The organism is uncultured Friedmanniella sp. (genome assembly GCF_964244285.1).
Lineage (GTDB): Bacteria > Actinomycetota > Actinomycetes > Propionibacteriales > Propionibacteriaceae > Microlunatus.
The window spans coordinates 344,239-360,595 of record NZ_CAXTHT010000003.1 but is presented as its reverse complement, the minus strand read 5'-3'; the positions used below and the strand labels follow the sequence as shown (position 1 = coordinate 360,595).

The 16,357-nt window shown below is 73.7% G+C and carries 16 protein-coding genes, 1 pseudogene and 1 riboswitch; of the genes and pseudogenes, 9 read left to right on the top strand and 8 right to left on the bottom strand.

From position 1 onward, the window contains the following. Positions 1-21 precede the first annotated feature (21 nt). Together ACFE7W_RS09740 and ACFE7W_RS09735 are read left to right on the top strand one after the other, a co-directional pair. Positions 22-267, top strand: a complete 246-nt coding sequence (locus ACFE7W_RS09740) for a CopG family transcriptional regulator (RefSeq protein WP_375424565.1) — start codon at positions 22-24, stop codon at positions 265-267. Then, entirely contained in the window at positions 264-605 is a 342-nt protein-coding gene (locus ACFE7W_RS09735; protein ID WP_375424564.1) for a type II toxin-antitoxin system PemK/MazF family toxin, read from the top strand. The genes ACFE7W_RS09740 and ACFE7W_RS09735 overlap by 4 nt, the downstream gene beginning before the upstream one ends. A gap of 154 nt (positions 606-759) precedes the next feature. On the opposite strand, the gene cobM is transcribed toward ACFE7W_RS09735, so the two are convergent. Both cobM and cbiE read right to left on the bottom strand, forming a co-directional pair. Then, entirely contained in the window at positions 760-1,503 is a 744-nt protein-coding gene (gene cobM, locus ACFE7W_RS09730) for a precorrin-4 C(11)-methyltransferase (RefSeq protein ID WP_375424563.1), read from the bottom strand. Further along, a complete protein-coding gene (gene cbiE / locus ACFE7W_RS09725) occupies positions 1,500-2,696 on the bottom strand; it encodes a precorrin-6y C5,15-methyltransferase (decarboxylating) subunit CbiE (protein WP_375424562.1) in 1,197 nt (398 codons plus the stop codon). The genes cobM and cbiE overlap by 4 nt, the downstream gene beginning before the upstream one ends. A 56-nt stretch (positions 2,697-2,752) precedes the next feature. After that, positions 2,753-2,842, top strand: a riboswitch (adenosylcobalamin (AdoCbl) riboswitch). A 70-nt stretch (positions 2,843-2,912) separates the two neighbouring features. On the opposite strand from cbiE, the gene ACFE7W_RS09720 reads away from it, so the two are divergent. The 5 genes and pseudogenes from ACFE7W_RS09720 (at position 2,913) to cobA (ending at position 9,059) form a co-directional block, all read left to right on the top strand. Then, positions 2,913-4,940 (top strand): VWA domain-containing protein, encoded by a 2,028-nt coding sequence (locus ACFE7W_RS09720; RefSeq protein WP_375424561.1) that lies wholly within the window; start codon positions 2,913-2,915, stop codon positions 4,938-4,940. Next, positions 4,940-5,554 (top strand): cob(I)yrinic acid a,c-diamide adenosyltransferase, encoded by a 615-nt coding sequence (gene cobO / locus ACFE7W_RS09715; RefSeq protein WP_375424560.1) that lies wholly within the window; start codon positions 4,940-4,942, stop codon positions 5,552-5,554. Before ACFE7W_RS09720 ends, cobO begins: the two co-directional genes overlap by 1 nt. After that, on the top strand, positions 5,548-8,004 hold the full coding sequence (locus ACFE7W_RS09710; protein ID WP_375424559.1) for a cobyrinate a,c-diamide synthase: 2,457 nt from the start codon (positions 5,548-5,550) through the stop codon (positions 8,002-8,004). The genes cobO and ACFE7W_RS09710 overlap by 7 nt, the downstream gene beginning before the upstream one ends. After that, a pseudogene (locus tag ACFE7W_RS09705) lies at positions 8,001-8,285 on the top strand (NAD(P)-dependent oxidoreductase); the annotation flags it as partial. The gene ACFE7W_RS09710 and the pseudogene ACFE7W_RS09705, both read left to right, overlap by 4 nt. Before the next feature lie 39 nt (positions 8,286-8,324). Next, positions 8,325-9,059, top strand: coding sequence for a uroporphyrinogen-III C-methyltransferase (cobA, locus tag ACFE7W_RS09700; protein WP_375424864.1), 735 nt, complete (start codon positions 8,325-8,327; stop codon positions 9,057-9,059). Positions 9,060-9,076: 17 nt separating this feature from the next. On the opposite strand, the gene ACFE7W_RS09695 is transcribed toward cobA, so the two are convergent. The 6 genes from ACFE7W_RS09695 to ACFE7W_RS09670 form a co-directional block, all read right to left on the bottom strand. Continuing rightward, positions 9,077-9,646 (bottom strand): histidine phosphatase family protein, encoded by a 570-nt coding sequence (locus ACFE7W_RS09695; protein ID WP_375424558.1) that lies wholly within the window; start codon positions 9,644-9,646, stop codon positions 9,077-9,079. Continuing rightward, the gene (locus tag ACFE7W_RS09690) at positions 9,643-10,341 is read right to left on the bottom strand and encodes an ion channel (protein WP_375424557.1); all 699 of its coding nucleotides are present in this window, start codon (positions 10,339-10,341) and stop codon (positions 9,643-9,645) included. Before ACFE7W_RS09690 ends, ACFE7W_RS09695 begins: the two co-directional genes overlap by 4 nt. A gap of 21 nt (positions 10,342-10,362) precedes the next feature. Continuing rightward, a complete protein-coding gene (locus ACFE7W_RS09685) occupies positions 10,363-11,067 on the bottom strand; it encodes a response regulator (RefSeq protein ID WP_375424556.1) in 705 nt (234 codons plus the stop codon). Then, positions 11,064-12,803 carry a GAF domain-containing sensor histidine kinase gene (locus ACFE7W_RS09680; RefSeq protein WP_375424555.1) on the bottom strand — a complete coding sequence of 580 codons (1,740 nt, stop codon included), beginning with the start codon at positions 12,801-12,803 and terminating at the stop codon, positions 11,064-11,066. The genes ACFE7W_RS09685 and ACFE7W_RS09680 overlap by 4 nt, the downstream gene beginning before the upstream one ends. Positions 12,804-12,921: 118 nt before the next feature. Then, positions 12,922-13,191 carry a hypothetical protein gene (locus ACFE7W_RS09675; RefSeq protein ID WP_375424554.1) on the bottom strand — a complete coding sequence of 90 codons (270 nt, stop codon included), beginning with the start codon at positions 13,189-13,191 and terminating at the stop codon, positions 12,922-12,924. Positions 13,192-13,509: 318 nt separating this feature from the next. Then, on the bottom strand, positions 13,510-14,928 hold the full coding sequence (locus ACFE7W_RS09670) for an endonuclease/exonuclease/phosphatase family protein (RefSeq protein ID WP_375424553.1): 1,419 nt from the start codon (positions 14,926-14,928) through the stop codon (positions 13,510-13,512). A gap of 387 nt (positions 14,929-15,315) precedes the next feature. On the opposite strand from ACFE7W_RS09670, the gene ACFE7W_RS09665 reads away from it, so the two are divergent. Both ACFE7W_RS09665 and ACFE7W_RS09660 read left to right on the top strand, forming a co-directional pair. After that, positions 15,316-15,546 (top strand): CbtB-domain containing protein, encoded by a 231-nt coding sequence (locus tag ACFE7W_RS09665; RefSeq protein WP_375424552.1) that lies wholly within the window; start codon positions 15,316-15,318, stop codon positions 15,544-15,546. Then, the gene (locus ACFE7W_RS09660; protein ID WP_375424551.1) at positions 15,537-16,355 is read left to right on the top strand and encodes a CbtA family protein; all 819 of its coding nucleotides are present in this window, start codon (positions 15,537-15,539) and stop codon (positions 16,353-16,355) included. The genes ACFE7W_RS09665 and ACFE7W_RS09660 overlap by 10 nt, the downstream gene beginning before the upstream one ends. Positions 16,356-16,357 lie beyond the last annotated feature (2 nt).

The following is a 16,357-nucleotide window of genomic DNA, read 5'->3' as shown; positions in this document are numbered from 1 at the left end:
ATACCCGGTTATACTCGCGCTATGAAGACCGCGATCTCGATGCCTGACGACACGTTCGCACGCGTGTCCGAGCGGGCTCAGCAGCTGGGTCTCAGCCGTTCGGAACTGCTGACGCGAGCGGCTGTCGCTTATCTGGGACGGCTCGACGCTGCTTCCCTCACGGCTCGGATCAACGCTGCGCTCGAGCTCGTGGGGGCAGACGACGATCTCGACGATGTGGTGGCGGCCGGCAAGCGGCACCTGCTGGCCATCGATGACGACTGGTGATCAGCCGAGGCGATGTCTACTGGGCTGACCTGGGCTCGCCGACCGGCAGCCGCCCAGCGAAGCTGCGACCTGTCCTCGTCGTGTCGTCTGAGGAGTACAACCGATCGGCAGTCGCGACGGTGGCCGTCGTCGCGATCACGTCTCGGACTGACCGTGCCGGCCTACCGGGAAACACCTTCCTCCCAGCAGCGATGACGGGTCTGCCTCGCGACTCGGTCGTCAACGTGACGTCGCTGGTCACGGTCAACAAGTACGAGCTCGTGGAGCGAGTCGGCTTGGTCGCCGGCGACCTCCTACGCGACGTCGACGCCGGTCTACGCCTGGCGCTCGACCTCTGACGCGAGCCGTGGTGGGTCGAGCAAACCTCTCTGACCCACTTCTCGAGCAGGTCGTGGCCTTCGGCCGCGACGACACTCGCCCGTGGACGGGGCGAGCCGAGCAGTCCAGAAGACGATCGTGAAGCGATGTGCTGCGTAGTCCCGGCAGATCGCTTCACGATCTCCGCGGCCGGGGCCCGTAGAGGTGGGACTCGGCGAAGTGCTCGGCCCGTAGGGCCTCGCCGACCATGATCACCGCCGCCTGGCGCAGGCCGGCGGCCTCGACCTGGTCGGCCATGTCGGCGAGGGTCCCGCGCAGCACCACCTGGGACGGCTGGCTGGCGTTCGCGACGACGGCCACCGGGCAGTCGGCGCCGTAGTCCGCGACCAGCGAGGAGCACAGCTCGCGGGTCCGGCGGATGGCCAGGTGCAGCACCAGGGTGGCCCGGGTGGCGGCGAAGGCGCCCAGGGACTCGGTCTGCGGCATCGCCGTCGACGCCGCGGAGACCCTGGTCAGCACCACGGACTGGGCCACCTCGGGCACGGTCAGCTCGCGGCCGAGGACCGCCGCGGCAGCGGCGTAGGCCGGGACGCCCGGCGTGACGTCCCAACCGATGCCCAGCCGGTCGAGCCGGCGGGTCTGCTCGGCCAGGGCCGAGTAGAGCGACGGGTCGCCCGAGCAGAGCCGGGCCACGTCCAGCCCCTCGGCGTGGGCCGCCTGCAGCTCGGCGGTGATCTGGTCCAGGTCCAGCCGCTGGCTGTCGACCAGCCGCGCTCCCGGCGGACAGTGGGCCAGCACCTCCGCGTCCAGGTAGGTACCGGCGTAGACGCACACCGGTGAGGTCTGCAGCAGCCGGACCGCCCGTACGGTCAGCAGGTCCGCCGCCCCCGGACCAGCCCCGATGAAGTGCACCGTCACCGCTTCGTCACGCTCCACTGGACGACCGCGCGGGCCGGCTTCCAGCCGTGGCTGCGGCCGATGGCCTCCAGGTGCTCGACGGCGATCCGCGTCAGCTCGCCGCCGTGGTCGCGCCACCGCGCGGCCAGCAGCATCTCGGTCTCCTGGGTGACGGCGTGCACCACCAGCCGGCCGCCCGGTCGGAGCGCCGCCCAGCACGCCGCCAACGTCTCCTCGCTCGCGCCGCCGCCGACGAAGACGGCATCGGGTGCGGGCAGTCGCTCGAGCGCCGAGGGTGCCGAGCCCAGGACCGTCCGCAGCCCGGGCACCCCGAGGGCGGCAGCGTTGGCGGCGATGCGCTTGGCCCGCGGCGGCTGCTGCTCGACCGCGATCGCGCGGCAGGTCGGGTGGCTGCGCAGCCACTCGATCGCCACCGAGCCGGCCCCCGCTCCCACGTCCCACAACAGCTCACCGGGCCGCGGCTGGAGGTGCGCGAGGGCGGAGGCCCGGACGTCGCGCTTGGTCAGCTGACCGTCGTGGTCGAACGCGGTGTCGGGCAGGCCCGGAGCCAGGGACCCGCCCGCCGCCGAGGGCCCCGTGAGGCACGAGACGGCGAGGACGTGCAGGTCGGGCGCCGGCCCCGTCCAGGCCGAGGCGGGGACATCGCGCCGGCTCTCCGAGGGCGACCCGAGGTCGCCGAGCACCGTGAGCACGCTGTCCCCGAAACCGGCTTCCCCCAGCAGGGCAGCGACCTCGGCGGGCGTCCCGGCGTCCCGGGCCAGCACGAGCAGGCGGCGGCCGTCGTAGAGCTCGCGCCGCACCAGGTCGACGTCGGCGCCCCGCAGCCGGACCACCGCGTAGGAGTCGGCCGACCAGCCCATCCGGGCAGCGGCGAGCGCGACCGAGGAGACCTGCGGGTGCACCCGGACGGCGTCAGCACCGAACAGCTCGATCAGGGTCACCCCGACGCCGGCGAGCAGCGGGTCACCGCTGGCCAGCACGACCACGGGATCGGTCTCGTGCCCGGCGACGAGATCGGGCAGGGCCCTTCGCAGGTCCGGCGGCCAGGCGATGCGCCGCTGGTCGGGCACCTCAGGCAGCAGGTCGAGGTGCCGAGCGCCGCCCAGCACTCGTCGGGCGCCCAGCACCAGCAGCTGGTCGGGCTCCGCCAGGGAGGCCCAGCCGGCCGCACCGATCCCGACCACCTGGATCACCGCTCCACCTCCAACACCGCACGACCCTAACCCTCACCGGCTGTGACATCATCGACCCGGCGTCAGCAGAGGAATCCGGTGCGAATCCGGAACGGTCCCGCCACTGTGACCCGGTCCCCGGGAAGTCAGGCCGTCTGCTGCGCCGGCCGCCGCGCAGCCGCGCTGACGGCTCCTCGCACGCGCGGACGTGGACATCCGCGCAGAAGGGCCGACCCCATGACTGGCTCCCCCCCGGCTGAGCCGCGGACCTTCCCCTTCCCCGCCGTCGTCGGCTCGGACGACATGGCGCTCGCCCTGGTCCTGACCACCGTCTCCCCCGAGGTGGGCGGCGTCCTGGTCCGCGGGGAGAAGGGGACGGCCAAGACCACCACCGTCCGTGCGTTGACCCGCGTGCTGCCTCCGGTCGCCGTCGTCGAAGGCTGCCGCTTCAGCTGCGACCCCGCCGACCCCGACCCGGGCTGCCCCGACGGTCCCCACCCGGCCGACGCGGCGGCCGCCTCCCGACCGGCAAGGCTGGTCGAGCTGCCCGTCGGCGCCACCGAGGACCGGGTGATCGGCTCGCTGGACCTGCAGCAGGCCCTCGGCGCCGGGCACGTGGTCTACGAGCCGGGCCTGCTCGCCGCCGCCCACCGCGGCCTGCTCTACGTCGACGAGGTCAACCTGCTGCACGACCACCTGGTCGACCTGCTGCTGGACGCGGCCGCCACCGGCCGCTCCACCGTGGAGCGCGAGGGCGTCTCGGTCGCCCACGCCTCGCGGATGGTCCTGGTCGGCACCATGAACCCCGAGGAAGGGGAGCTCCGGCCGCAGCTGCTGGACCGCTTCGGGCTGACCGCCGAGGTCGCCGCCCCCCGCGACCCGGCCCTGCGCGCCGAGGTGGTCCGGCGTCGGATGGCCTTCGACCGGGATCCGGTCGCCTTCACCGCCGCGTACGCCGACGCCGAGACCGCCTTCGCCGCCCGGCTGGCCACGGCCCGGGCGCTGGTCGCCGAGGTCGAGCTGAGCGATCGGTTGCTGCTGCTGATCGCCGAGGTCTGTGCCGCGTTCGAGGTGGACGGGATGCGAGCCGACCTGGTCACCGCACGCGCCGCTGTCGCCCACGCCGCCTGGCACGGGCGGACCAGCGTCACCAAGGCCGACATCCGCGCCGCCGCGCGGCTGGCCCTGCCGCACCGCCGCCGACGCAACCCCTTCGACGCCCCCGGCCTCGACGAGGACCTCCTCGACGCGCTCCTCGGTGAGGACGAGCCGGAGCCCGACCCCGAGCCCGAGCCAGGTCCCGGCACCTCACCCGACGAGCCGTCGGGCCCGGAGGACTCCGCGGGGCAGACGGATGGCGGCGCCCCGGAGCCGGCACGGACGTCGGAGAGGGCACCCGAGCCCACCCCGGAACCAGCGGCAGGCGGGAGCGCCGGTCTCTCTCCGACCACGCTGAGCCGGGCGGCCGCGCCGTACCGGACCCGGCTGTTCACCGCGTCCGGGGTGGGGGCGGGGACGGCGGGGCGTCGCAGCCGGGCCGTCACCACCACCGGCCGGACGGTGGGTGCGGCGCCGCCCGGGACGCCGGGACCGCTGCACCTGCCGGCCACGATCCGGGCCGCGGCGGCGCACCAGGCCGACCGCGGCCGGACGTCGGGCGCCGCGCTCCGGCTGGTCCGGTCCGACCTGCGGACCGCCGTCACCGAGGGCCGCGAGTCCAACCTCGTGCTGCTGGTGGTGGACGCGTCCGGGTCGATGGCCGCCCGGCGGCGGATGGAGGCGGTCAAGACGGCCGCGCTGTCGCTGCTGCTGGACGCCTACCAGCGACGCGACAAGGTCGGACTGGTCACCTTCCGCGGGGCCGCCGCGACCCTGGCCCTGCCGCCCACCTCTTCGGTCGACGTCGCCGCCCGGCGGCTGGACGAGCTGCCCAGCGGCGGTCGCACCCCGCTGGCCGAGGGTCTGCTCTGCGCGGCCGAGACGCTTCGGTTGGAACGCATCCGCGACCCGAGGCGCCGTCCGCTGCTGGTGCTGGTCACCGACGGCCGGGCCACGTCGGGGCCGGACGCGGTCGGCCGCTCCCGGCAGGCCGCGGCACTGCTCCGGGACGCAGGGGTGAGCTCGGTGGTCATCGACTGCGAGACCGGCTTCGGACTGGGGTTGGCGCGGGTGCTCAGCCTGCACCTCGGCGCCGAGCACGTGCCCGTCGGCGAGGTCGCGGCCGACACCGTGCTGTCGGTCGTGCACGAGAGGCGGGCCGCCTGATGCCCGAGGGACGCATCGAGGCGGCGCCGGACGACGGCCTCACCACGCGGCAGCGGCGGCTTCGGCCCCAGCTGATCGTGCACACCGGCAACGGCAAGGGCAAGAGCACGGCCGCCTTCGGGCTGGCGCTGCGGGGCTGGAACCAGGGCTGGTCGGTCGGGGTGTTCCAGTTCGTCAAGTCGGCGAAATGGCGGATCGGTGAGCAGACCGCGTTCGAGACCCTGGCCGAGCTGCACGACCAGACCGGCCGCGGCGGACCGGTCGAGTGGCACAAGATGGGCGCCGGCTGGTCCTGGTCGCGCAAGGCCGGCGACACCGCCGACCACGCCGCCGAGGCCGCCGAGGGCTGGCAGGAGATCAAGCGCCGGCTGGCCCGGGAGGCGCACGGCCTGTACGTGCTGGACGAGTTCACCTACCCGATGGCCTGGGGGTGGGTGGACGTCGAGGACGTCCTCGACACTCTGCTCAACCGTCCGGGCACGCAGCACGTCATCATCACCGGCCGCCGGGCCGACCCACGGCTGCTCGAGGCCGCCACCCTGGTCACGGAGATGACCATGGTCAAGCACCCCTTCCAGTCCGGCCAGAAGGGCCAGCGGGGGATCGAGTGGTGACCCCGCGCCTGGTCATCGCCGCCCCGGGCTCCTCGCACGGCAAGACCACCGTGGCGACCGGCCTGATGGGGGCCCTGCGCCAGGAGGGTCTGGAGGTGGCCGGCTTCAAGGTCGGGCCCGACTACATCGACCCCGGCTACCACGCGATGGCCACCGGCCGGCCCGGCCGCAACCTCGACCCGCACCTGTGTCGGGAAGACCAGATCATGCCGCTGTTCCTGCACGGGATGGCCGCGCCCCGGCCGGCGGACGTGGCCGTCGTCGAGGGCGTGATGGGGCTGTTCGACGGCCAGATCGGCGGGGACGGGTACGCCTCCACCGCCCACGTGGCCGGGCTGCTCCGGGCGCCGATCGTGCTGGTGCTGGACATCAGCTCGGTCTCCCGGACCGCGGCGGCCCTGGTGCACGGACTGCACACCTTCGACCCGCAGGTGCGGCTGAGCGGCGTCGTCCTCAACAAGGCCGGCTCGCTGCGGCACAGCGACGAGATCGTCCGGGCCCTGGAGGCGACCGGGCTGCCCGTCCTCGGCGTGCTGCCGCGGAACGCCGGCATCGAGGCGCCGTCCCGCCATCTCGGGCTGGTCCCGGCCCGCGAGCGGGCCGACGCCGCGGCCAGCATCGAGGCGCTCGCCGACCAGGTGCACGAGCACCTCGACCTGTCCGGCCTGCTGGCCCTGGCGCACGGCGCGCCGGCGCTGACCGGTGAGCCGTGGGCTCCCGACAGGGTCGTCGGTCCCCCGTCCGAGCGGCGGCCGGTGGTGGCCGTGGCCGGCGGGCGGGCGTTCACCTTCCGCTACGCCGAGACCGACGAGCTGCTACGGGCGGCGGGGTGCGAACCGGTGGTCTTCGACCCGCTCACCGACCCCGCGCTGCCCGAGGGCACCGCCGGGATCTACCTCGGCGGCGGCTTCCCCGAGGTGCACGCCGGAGAGCTGGCCGCCAACGCCTCCCTCCGGACGGCACTCCGGGCCGCCATCGAGGCCGGGACACCGACCGTGGCCGAGTGCGCCGGGCTGCTCTACCTGTGCGAGGAGGTCGACGGCTCACCGATGGTCGGGGCCGTGCACGCCCGAGGCACCATGACGCCGACGCTGACGCTCGGCTACCGGACGGTGGTGGCTGACGCCGACAGCCTGCTCGCCGAGGCCGGGCGCCGGGTGACCGGGCACGAGTTCCACCGCACCCACGTCGAGCCGCCCGCCGGCCAGGAGTCCGCCTGGCTGGTCGAGGGGCAGCCCGTCGGTTTCTCCGCCGACCCGGCCGGGCTCGGACGCCCCACCCTGCACGCCAGCTACCTGCACCTGCACTGGGCCGGGCACCCCCGGCTGGCCCAGCGGTTCGCTGACGCGGTGCACGCCCACGCCCGTGACCGCGCGACCGGGCAGCGCGCCCCGAGCCTGTCGGGACGCGAGGACCTGCACCACCACGGTGACGCCGAGGTCGGGGAGGGGCTGGTGGACTTCGCCGTCAACGTCCAGCACCCGGCTCCGCCGCCCTGGCTCGCCGACGTCATCACCGCGACTCTCAGCCAGCTCGGCGCGTACCCGGACAGCACCGAGGCCACGGTCGCGGTCGCCCTGGCCCACGGCGTCGAGGTCGAGCAGGTGCTGCTGACGGCCGGGGCGGCCGAGGCGTTCACCCTGCTGGCCCGGGCTTTGCCGACGAAGCACCCCGTGATCGTGCACCCGCAGTTCACCGAGCCCGAGGCCGCGCTGGTCGCCGCCGGCCACGCCCCCGTCCGGGTGCTGCTGGACGCCGCGTCCGGGTTCCGGCTCGACCCCGACCGGGTACCGGGGGACGCGGACCTCGTGGTCGTGGGCAACCCCACCAACCCGACCGGCGTGCTGCACCCCGTCGAGGTCCTCGAGCGGCTCCGCCGACCGGTGCGGGTGCTGGTGGTGGACGAGGCCTTCCTCGACGCGGTCGCCGGTTCGCCACCCTCGATGATCGACGGCGACCTCACCGGACTGCTCGTGCTGCGCTCGCTGACCAAGACGTGGGGGCTGGCGGGGCTCCGGGCCGGCTACGTCGTCGGCGACGCTGACCTGGTGGCCCGGCTGCGCGCCCAGCAGCCGCCGTGGTCGGTCTCCACGCCCGCCCTGGCCGCCATCACCGCCTGCGTCTCGCCGAAGGCGCTGGAGCTGGCCGCCGACCAGGCCGAGGTGATCGCCGCGCGCAGGACGGTGCTGGTCGACGGACTGGCCGCGCTCGGCCTCACGGTGGCGGGGGACCCGGCCGGCCCGTTCGTGCTGGTGGACACCACCCCGGTCCGCGGCCACCGACCAGCCGGCGGGATCCGGGCGGCTCTGCGCACCTTCGGCTTCGCCGTCCGGCGCGGCGACACCTTTCCCGGTCTCGGCGCGGACTGGGTCCGGATCGCCGTCCGGGACGAGGACACCACCGGGCGCCTGCTCGACGCCCTGAGCTCGGTCGCCGGGGTCCTCCGGTGAGCGGTTTCGTCGCCGACCTCGACCTGGCCGGTCGACGGGTGGTGGTCGTGGGCGGCGGACCGGCGGCGCTGGCCCCGGTCACGGCCCTGCTGCAGGCGCACGCCGAGGTCGTCGTGGTGGCCACCGAGCTCGGCACCACCGTCACCGACCTGGTCGACCGCGGCCTGCTCCGGGTGCAGCCGGAGCTGACGGCGGACCTCCTCGCCCACAGCGGTCTGGTCGTCCCCGCCTCCGGCGACGCCGACGCCGACCGCGCCGCGGTCGCTGCGGCGGCGCACGCCGGGGTCCCCGCCGTCCGACCCGCCGTCGGCACGAACCAGCTGAGAGCCGACGGCGGTGAGGTGGTCCTGGTGGGTGGCGGACCGGGCGACCCAGGGCTGCTCACGGTCGCCGGCCTGGAGGCCGTCCGGACGGCCGATGTGGTGGTCTGCGACCGGCTCGCGCCACTGGCCGTGCTGCAGCAGGTCCGTCCCGGCGCCGAGGTGATCGACGTCGCGAAGATCCCGCGGGGGGCGTTCACCTCCCAGGAACGCATCAACGAGCTGCTGGTCGAGCACGGCCGGACGGGCCGCCGGGTGGTCCGGCTCAAGGGTGGCGACAGCTTTGTCTTCGGCCGGGGCGGTGAGGAGTGGCAGGCCTGCGCGGCGGCCGGGCTCCCTGTTCGCGTCATCCCCGGCGTCTCGTCGGCGCTGGCGGCGCCCGCGCTGGCCGGCGTCCCGCTCACCCACCGCCAGCTGACGCAGGGCTTCACCGTGGTGTCCGGCCACCTGCCGCCCGGTGATCCGGGGTCGACGCTGGACTGGGCCGCCCTGGCCCGGACGAACACCACCCTGGTGGTGCTGATGGGGGTGGCCACGCTGCCCGCCATCACCGCGGCGCTGACGGCCGCCGGGCTCGATCCGGCGACCCCGGCGATGACCGTCGCCGACGGCGGCCTGCCCAGCCAGCGGGACGTCCGCGGGGCCGTGGCCGACATCGCCGCCCGGACCAGCGAGGCCGGTCTGCGGCCGCCCGCGGTCACGGTGATCGGTGCCGTCGCGGGATTCCGCCCCTGACCCTGCCTCGCTGGTCCCTACCCCCGGCTCAGGCTCTGCAGCCGCCAGGTCCGCCCCGAGCCGGAGAGCTGGACCTCGCCACCGAAGCCCACGTCCACGGAGAAGATCACCACGGCCGGCGCGTCCAGCGCGGCCACCACCAGGGCCCGGACGACCAGCGGGGTCACCACCCAGAGTCCGGGCTGCTCGTCGGTGTTCGGTTCCGGCTGCCGCAGCAGGTCGCCGACGCGGCTGACCAGCTCGGTCAGGGTCTCGCCGCCGTGGGGCCGGGCGTCCGGGTCGCTGAGCCAGCGGCTCAGACCCTCGGGGTCGGCCGCGGCCACCTCAGCCAGGCCCAGACCCGTCCAGCGGCCCACGTCCGGCCCACGAAGCCGATCGCTCACCAGGACCCGCCAGCCCTCGGCCTCGGCGCTCTGGCCGCAGGCCGGCTCCGGCCCGCACCACGCCCACCCGGACGCCGCTGCGCCGCCCGTCGCCACGGCCGGCGGCAGGGACCTCAGCGGCCCGTCGTCGCCGAAGACCAGGGCGGACGCGCGGGCGGTCGGGGCGTGGGCCCGGAACCGCAGCCGCTGCGGGCGTGCCGTCACCGGCGCCGGGCCAGCGTCAGGCCCACCACGCGAGAGACGAAGAGGGCGACGTAGGCCAGCCCGGCCAGCTGCTCGATCATCACCACCGAGCGGGCGTACGCCCTGATCGGGACGATGTCGGACAGCCCGGTGCTCGACAGGTTGGTGAAGCTCAGGAACAGCAGCTCCATCCAGGTGCGCGGCTGCTCCGGGTCGACGGCGGCGGTGAAGCAACCGGGCTGCACGATCTGCAGCCCGACGAACAGGTACGCGAAGGCCCACGCGACCAGCGTGAACGTGGCCCCGACGGCGTACAGCTCGTCGCGGGTCACGTCGGAGTCGGCCAGCATGTAGGTCATCAGGTTGCCGGCGGCCCAGAAGTAGAACAGGGCGTGGACGACCGCCGACGCCAGCTCCAGCCCGACGCTGGGTTGCAGGGCGTCCGCGATCGAGAGGGCGGATGCGGCGACCCCGAGGATCAGCGCCACCCAGGTGGGGGTCGGGGACTTGCGCACCGACCAGATGGCGAGCCCCAGCACGAGGGCGCCGAACACCTCGACCACGCCACGGCGCCAGCCGGGGCCCTCCGCGAACGGGTAGAGCAGCACCCCGCAGAGCTGTACGACCAAGAGCACCGCCGACGGGTGCTGGACCAGGATCTGGACCAGACGTCCGGGACGCACCGCCTCCGGCGCCGCGAGCGCCCCTCCGGTCATGCCCGGCACCCTACCCAGCGCTCAGCCGCCGGACCCGTCCGGCCGGGGCGCCAGACCCCGGCGACCGGCGGCCAGGAGGGGGCTGGCGGCAGGGCCGCGGGGTCCGAGCTTGACGAAGATGCTGGACACGAGCTGCTGGACCGTCTCGGCCGGCAGCGACAGCGCCGCCATCACCTCCGGGTCCGTGCGACCCTGGGCCACCAGGTCCAGCACCTGCCGCTCCTCGGGCAGCAGCGGACTGGTCCCGGCATCGCCCTCGGACGCCACCCGGAGCCGCTCCAGCAGCGCCTCGATCGCGGCCACGTCGAGCAGGGACTCCCCCTGCGCCACCCGCCGGACCCCGTCGACCAGGCTGGAGCCGACGATCTGCTTGACCAGGTAGCCGGCGGCGCCGGCGAGCACCGCAGCCAGCAGCGCCTCGTCGTCGTCGAACGAGGTCAGCACCAGGCAGCGCAGGTCGGGGTCGGCGGCCCGCAGCGCCCGGCAGGCGGAGATGCCGGCCCCCTCGGGCAGCCGTGCGTCCAGCAGCACCAGCTGCGGCCTGGCGTCGGCGATCTGGGCCAGCGCCTCCCCCGCCGAGCCGGCGGTGCCCACCACGGCGATGTCCTCGTAACTGGTGAGGAGGTCGACCAGGCCACGGCGGACCAGCTCCTCCTCGTCCACGATGAAGACGCCCATCGTCCGGGCATCCGGCCCCGTCCCGGTCAGGTCAGCGGCGCCCCTCATGTCAGCGGTACCGACCATGTCAGCCGCGTCCCTCCCCCCTCGGGTTCGTCGAGAGTCATCGCCCCCTCGTGCTGCTCGGCCCGGTCCCGCAGCTGCGCCAGTCCGCTGAGGCGCACGTCCCGGCCCATCCCCCGGCCGTCGTCGAGGACGAGGACGGTCAGCCGGCCGCCGGCGGCGCTCACGGTGACGGAGGCGCTGGAGGCCCGAGCGTGCCGGACGACGTTGGCCAGGGCCTCGTGCAGGACGGCCGAGACGTCGGTCACCAGGCTCTCGTCGGCGAGCGTGTCGATCGGCCCGACCAGGTGTGTCTCGGGGCGGAACCCCAGGGCCGCCGCGACGTCGTCGACGGCGGTCAGCACCGTGGCCCGGACGGAGCTCACGGTCGGCCTGGAGTACTTGAGCGCGAAGATCGAGGTGCGGATCTGCCGGATCGTCTCGTCCAGCTCCTCGACGGTCTGGATCAGCCGGTCGCGCACCACCGTGCTGGCGGTCGTTCCGGCGGTGCTCTGCAGGGTGAGCCCGGTGGCGAAGAGCCGCTGGATCACGTGGTCGTGCAGGTCGCGGGCGATCCGTTCCCGGTCCTCGAGCGCGACCAACCGCTGCTGCGCCGAGCGTGCGGAGGCCAGCTCGGTCGCGATGGCCGCCTGGCCCGCGAAGTCCTCGGCCATGTCGACGTCGGCCGAGGTGAAGGGCAGGGATCCCGGCCGGCGACCGATGGCCAGTACCCCGCGGGAGCCGAGCTCGCCCCGCAGCGGCAGCACCATGGCAGGCCCCGACGTCTGCTCGACATCGCGCAGGTCCCGGATCTCCCCGTGCTCGCCCGAGACGAGCACCACCCGGTGCCCGTCCTGCATCACCGCCCCGGCGACGCTGCCCGCCCGGAGGTAACGCAGACCTTCCAGCTGCTCGTGGCCGGTGCCGGAGCACACAGTCACCTCCAGCTCCCGCTCGTCGTCCCCGACCGGCATGATCAGCGACACCACGTCGGCGTCGGCGAGCTGGCGGACGGTGGCCGTGATCAACCGCCAGACCTCGTCCTCGCCCTGACGCTCGCCCAGGCCCATCAGCCGTTGGCTGATCTCGCTGGAGGCCAGCAGCCACTCCTGCCGACGTCGCGACTCCTCGTAGAGGCGGGCGTTCTCGACGGCGATGCCGGCGGTGGCGGCCAGCGCGGCCACCAGCTGCTCGTCCTGCTCGCTGAACTCCCCGCCGTGCAGGGGCTCGGCCAGGTACAGGTGTCCGTAGTCGGCCCCGCCCGCCTGGACCGGCACCCCGAGGAAGGACCGCATCCGCGGGTGCCCCTCCGGGAACCCGTGAGCCCGGGCGTCGGCTCCGACGTCGGCCACCCGGACAGGCTGCGGGTAGCCCTCGAGGTGACCGAGCAGCCCGCGACCGACGGGGAAGCTCTCGATCGCGTTGACCGTGTCGTCGTCCATCCCGCTGTGCACCAGCGTGTCCAGGCCGCCGTCCGGGCCGAGCACGCCCATGGCCGCGTAGCGTGCCCCGGCGGTCTCGCGGGCCGCCTCGACGATGCGCTGGCAGGCCCTGGTGAGGGAGAGCTCGGCCACGATGGACCGGTTCGCCGCAAGCAGCCCCCGCAGCCGCTGCTGGGCCGTGATGATCTCCGCTGCGCGCTGGGCCAGCTGGCCCATCAGCTCCTCGACCGGCATCGCCGGCACCGGATCGCCGGGCGGCGGCTCCGGGGTCGCAGCCGGGTCGCGATTCGGGGGGATCACCGCGCCCAGGCTAGGGGCTGAGGGGAGGTAAAGCCAGCGATACGCCGGCGTGGTCGCCGTCATGATGGCTCAGCCCGAGAAGTGGTCCACGTCTGCCGTGACCCCGGTCTGGTGCCGCTCAGCGGGCGAGCAGCAGGTAGCCGACCAGCACCGGGAAGACCACAGCGACCAGCCAGCACGCCCAGTACTGCGCGTCGAAGGGGCGTTGCACCGGCACGGACCAGTCCGACGCCGACTGGCGGTGCCACGACTCCGCCAGGGACCGGACGGGGTCGACGGCCGGGGCGGCCGGCCCGACCGGGACGACGGACAGCTCGGGGGGGACGGCGCGGCTGGTGTACTCGGGGGGAAAAGCACCCTGGCTGTCCAGCACCGTGTTCTGGCTCATGGATCAATTGAACGCCTGCGCCCTGGCGCCTCGTAGGCCTTTTAGTCCTGACGTCGGGGGACTAAAGTCCCGAATACTCAGGGACTGCTCCAGAATGGCCTCGGATCACCTCAGTTATCGTGATGTTTCCGATATCCAGGTGACCAATCCGAGACATTCTCGGCTCCGGTGGGCGATGATGTCCGACCCGGCTGCCGGTGACCGTCGGACGGCATGAAGCCCGGCCCCGCTTTCGCGGCGCCGGGCTTCATGATCCCCCTACTCCTCTGCATGGCAGGGGCTTCGCGGGAGGCCGCGGGGCGGCCTCGGTCGAGCGGTCTAGAGGACGGTGTCGGCGACGATCATGTTGTGGTCGGAAGCCCGGGAGCGGTCGGTCCCCTTGGTCACGTTCTCGAACCGGGTGGCGCCGGCGAAGCCCTTGGTCATGATCACGTCGAGACGGGAGCCGAAGCCCTGCTTGTAGAGGTGCTGGGTGGTGGCGAAACCGTTGAACGTGGAGTACTGGAGGTTGAGCGCGGTGGGGGCGGCGGCGGTGTCGGAGAAGCCGTTGTCGACCAGGGTGTCGTGGGGCCCGTTGCCGGCCGAGACGGTCTGCCAGGAGTTCGTGTCGCCGGCCACGACCAGGGGCAGGTCGCCGGTGTTGACGGCGGCCATCTTGTCGACGATCGTCTGCATCTGCTGGGCCCGCAGCTTCGTGTAGGACTTCTCCTTCGCGGCGTTCTTGGAGTGCCGGACGTCGAAGTGGGCGGAGACGACGTAGAAGCGCTTGCCGCTGCTCAGGTCACGGAACTCCGCGTAGGCCGCGTGGCGCCGGAGGCCGGCGCTGTCACCGGGCAGCAGCGGCAGGTCGAAGCTGCAGTCGCTGGAGTAGTTGCGCTTGCCCGTCTTCTCGCTGCAGTCGCTCACCAGGGAGACCCGGTCGGAGTCGTAGAGCAGCCGCATGCCCTGGGTGGCCGTGGCCTTCCCCGGCTCGACGTAGGGCGTGCTGCGGACCAGGCGGTAGTTGCCGGCGCCCTGCTTCTGCAGCGAGTCCAGCAGGCTGGTCGTCTGCCGCATGGCGCCGTTCGTGGTGCCGGTCTTGCCGTCCGCCCGACCCGGCCCGAGCTCCTGAAGGGCGACGACCTTCGGAGCGCGGTCGATGATCTCCGCGGCCACGTCGGTGCGGCGGGTGAGCCACGGACGGCTGTCGGAGGTGGCGCGGGCCGTGCGGACGTTGAAGCTCGCGATCCGGATGCCGGTGCCCGAGACCTTCGCGGTCTCGGGCATCACCGCGCCGAGGTTGGGAAAGGCCCGTTCGGCGGCGACGCCCTTGCCGTTGGCGTTGCGGGCGTAGAGGCGGTAGTAGAGGTAGTTGCCGGAGCCGGCCGGGGCACCGGCGGCGGCCAGCTGGTCACCCGACAGGGTGAAGGAGCGGGCCGAGGCGGGGATGGCCCAGACGCGGTCGTGGCGACCCTTGGTCGGCAGGCTGCTGCTGCTGCTCTTGCTGAACGGGGTGAGGGCCGTCTCCAGGACGTAGCCGGTGGTGTTGCGGCCGTCGTGGGACCAGTGGAAGGTGGCGTTGCCGGGGGAGGACTCGGCGGAGACCTTGATGAACTGCGTGGGCCGCGAGGAGGAGGCGGTCGAGCTGGCGACCGCAGCAGAAGAGAGCGAGGAGGGAGCGGCCACCGCCGGCGTCGCGAGCAGCGAGCTCGCGACGGTGATCGCGGAAAGGGCAAAGGCTGCGGTTGAGACTCGCATGACAGCTCCTCGGGACATGTACGGCGCGAGTCGATTTCCCCCCGAGGACCTCGCACGACAAATCCTGTCAACGGCCGGGCATTCGGCTCAGAGGAGAAAGAACGGAATGGCGCGGGTCATTCGGGCACCCCCGGCGGGACCATCGGCAGGGCCGTGGGCCGGGCCCTTAGTCCGGGGTCTGCGAGGGGTCGCCTTGCTGGCCCCGGGGCCGGGGGCTACAGTTCGAGCACCCTGAGGGACCAGGAAGTCGGTCTAACCCCGACGCGGTCGCGCCACTGTAGGAGCGGACCGGACAGGCGGAGACTGCTCCGCCGGCCCGGATGCCACTCGAGCCAGACCCTGCCTCCGGGAAGTCAGATGCGGGTCGCCGTAACCCCAGGAGGAACCATGACCGACGCCACTACCGCCCTGCCCGCGATCGTCGCCGGACCCGGGGCGACGATCGCCCCATTCCCCGTTCGGCAGGTGCTGCCCTGGCTGCTCCTCGCCGCGCTGCTGATGCTGGTCTGCTGGTACTTCGTCTCGGCGGAGGAGGGCGCGACGTCCCTGATCGCCGGCAACGCCGTGCACGAGTGGGTGCACGACGGGCGACACCTCCTCGGCTTCCCGTGCCACTGAGCGCGGCCACGGTGATCTCCGCGCGCCACTTCCTGCTCCGCGGCCTGCTCGCAGGCCTGGTCGCCGGCATCCTCGCCTTCGGTGTGGCCTACGCCGTCGGCGAGCCGTCGGTGCGGACCTCGATCGCGATCGAGGAGTCCGGGGGCAGCGGACACGTCCACGCCGACGAGCCGGCGGCCACCGGCTCCGGTGAGGAGCCCGCGGAGGAGACCGGAACGGTCGTCCCCCGCTCCCTGCAGTCCACGGTCGGGCTCCTGACCGCCACGTCGGTCGCCGGTGTCACGCTCGGCGGACTCCTCGGGGTGGTCAGCGCGCTCGCGCTCGGCCGTTTCGGCCGGCTGCGCGTCCGGGCCACCACCCTGCTGGTCACCGGCGTCGGCTTCGCCACGGTCTACGTGCTGCCCTTCCTGACCTACCCGCCGAACCCGCCGGCCGTCGGTCACAGCGACACCATCGGCTACCGCACGGGTCTGTACTTCACGATGGTCGCGATCGCGGTCGTCGCGGGAGTGACCGCACTGCTGGTCGGCCGGCGGCTGGCGGCACGGTGGGGGGCCTGGTACTCCGGGTTGGCCTGCGTCGCCGGCTTCATTCTGGTCACGCTCGTGGCCTCGGGCCTGCTGCCGCGCTACGACGAGGTGCCGGAGGACTTTCCCGCGTCGGTGCTCTACAGCTTTCGCAGGGCCAGCTTCCTGACCGAGCTGACCCTGTGGTCCGTGCTCGGCGTGACCCTGTCCGAGCTCGCCCACCGGCTGACCGCCCGGTCGACGCCGGTCGAGCGCCGCACCCTCGCCGAGGCCCGCCGCTGAGC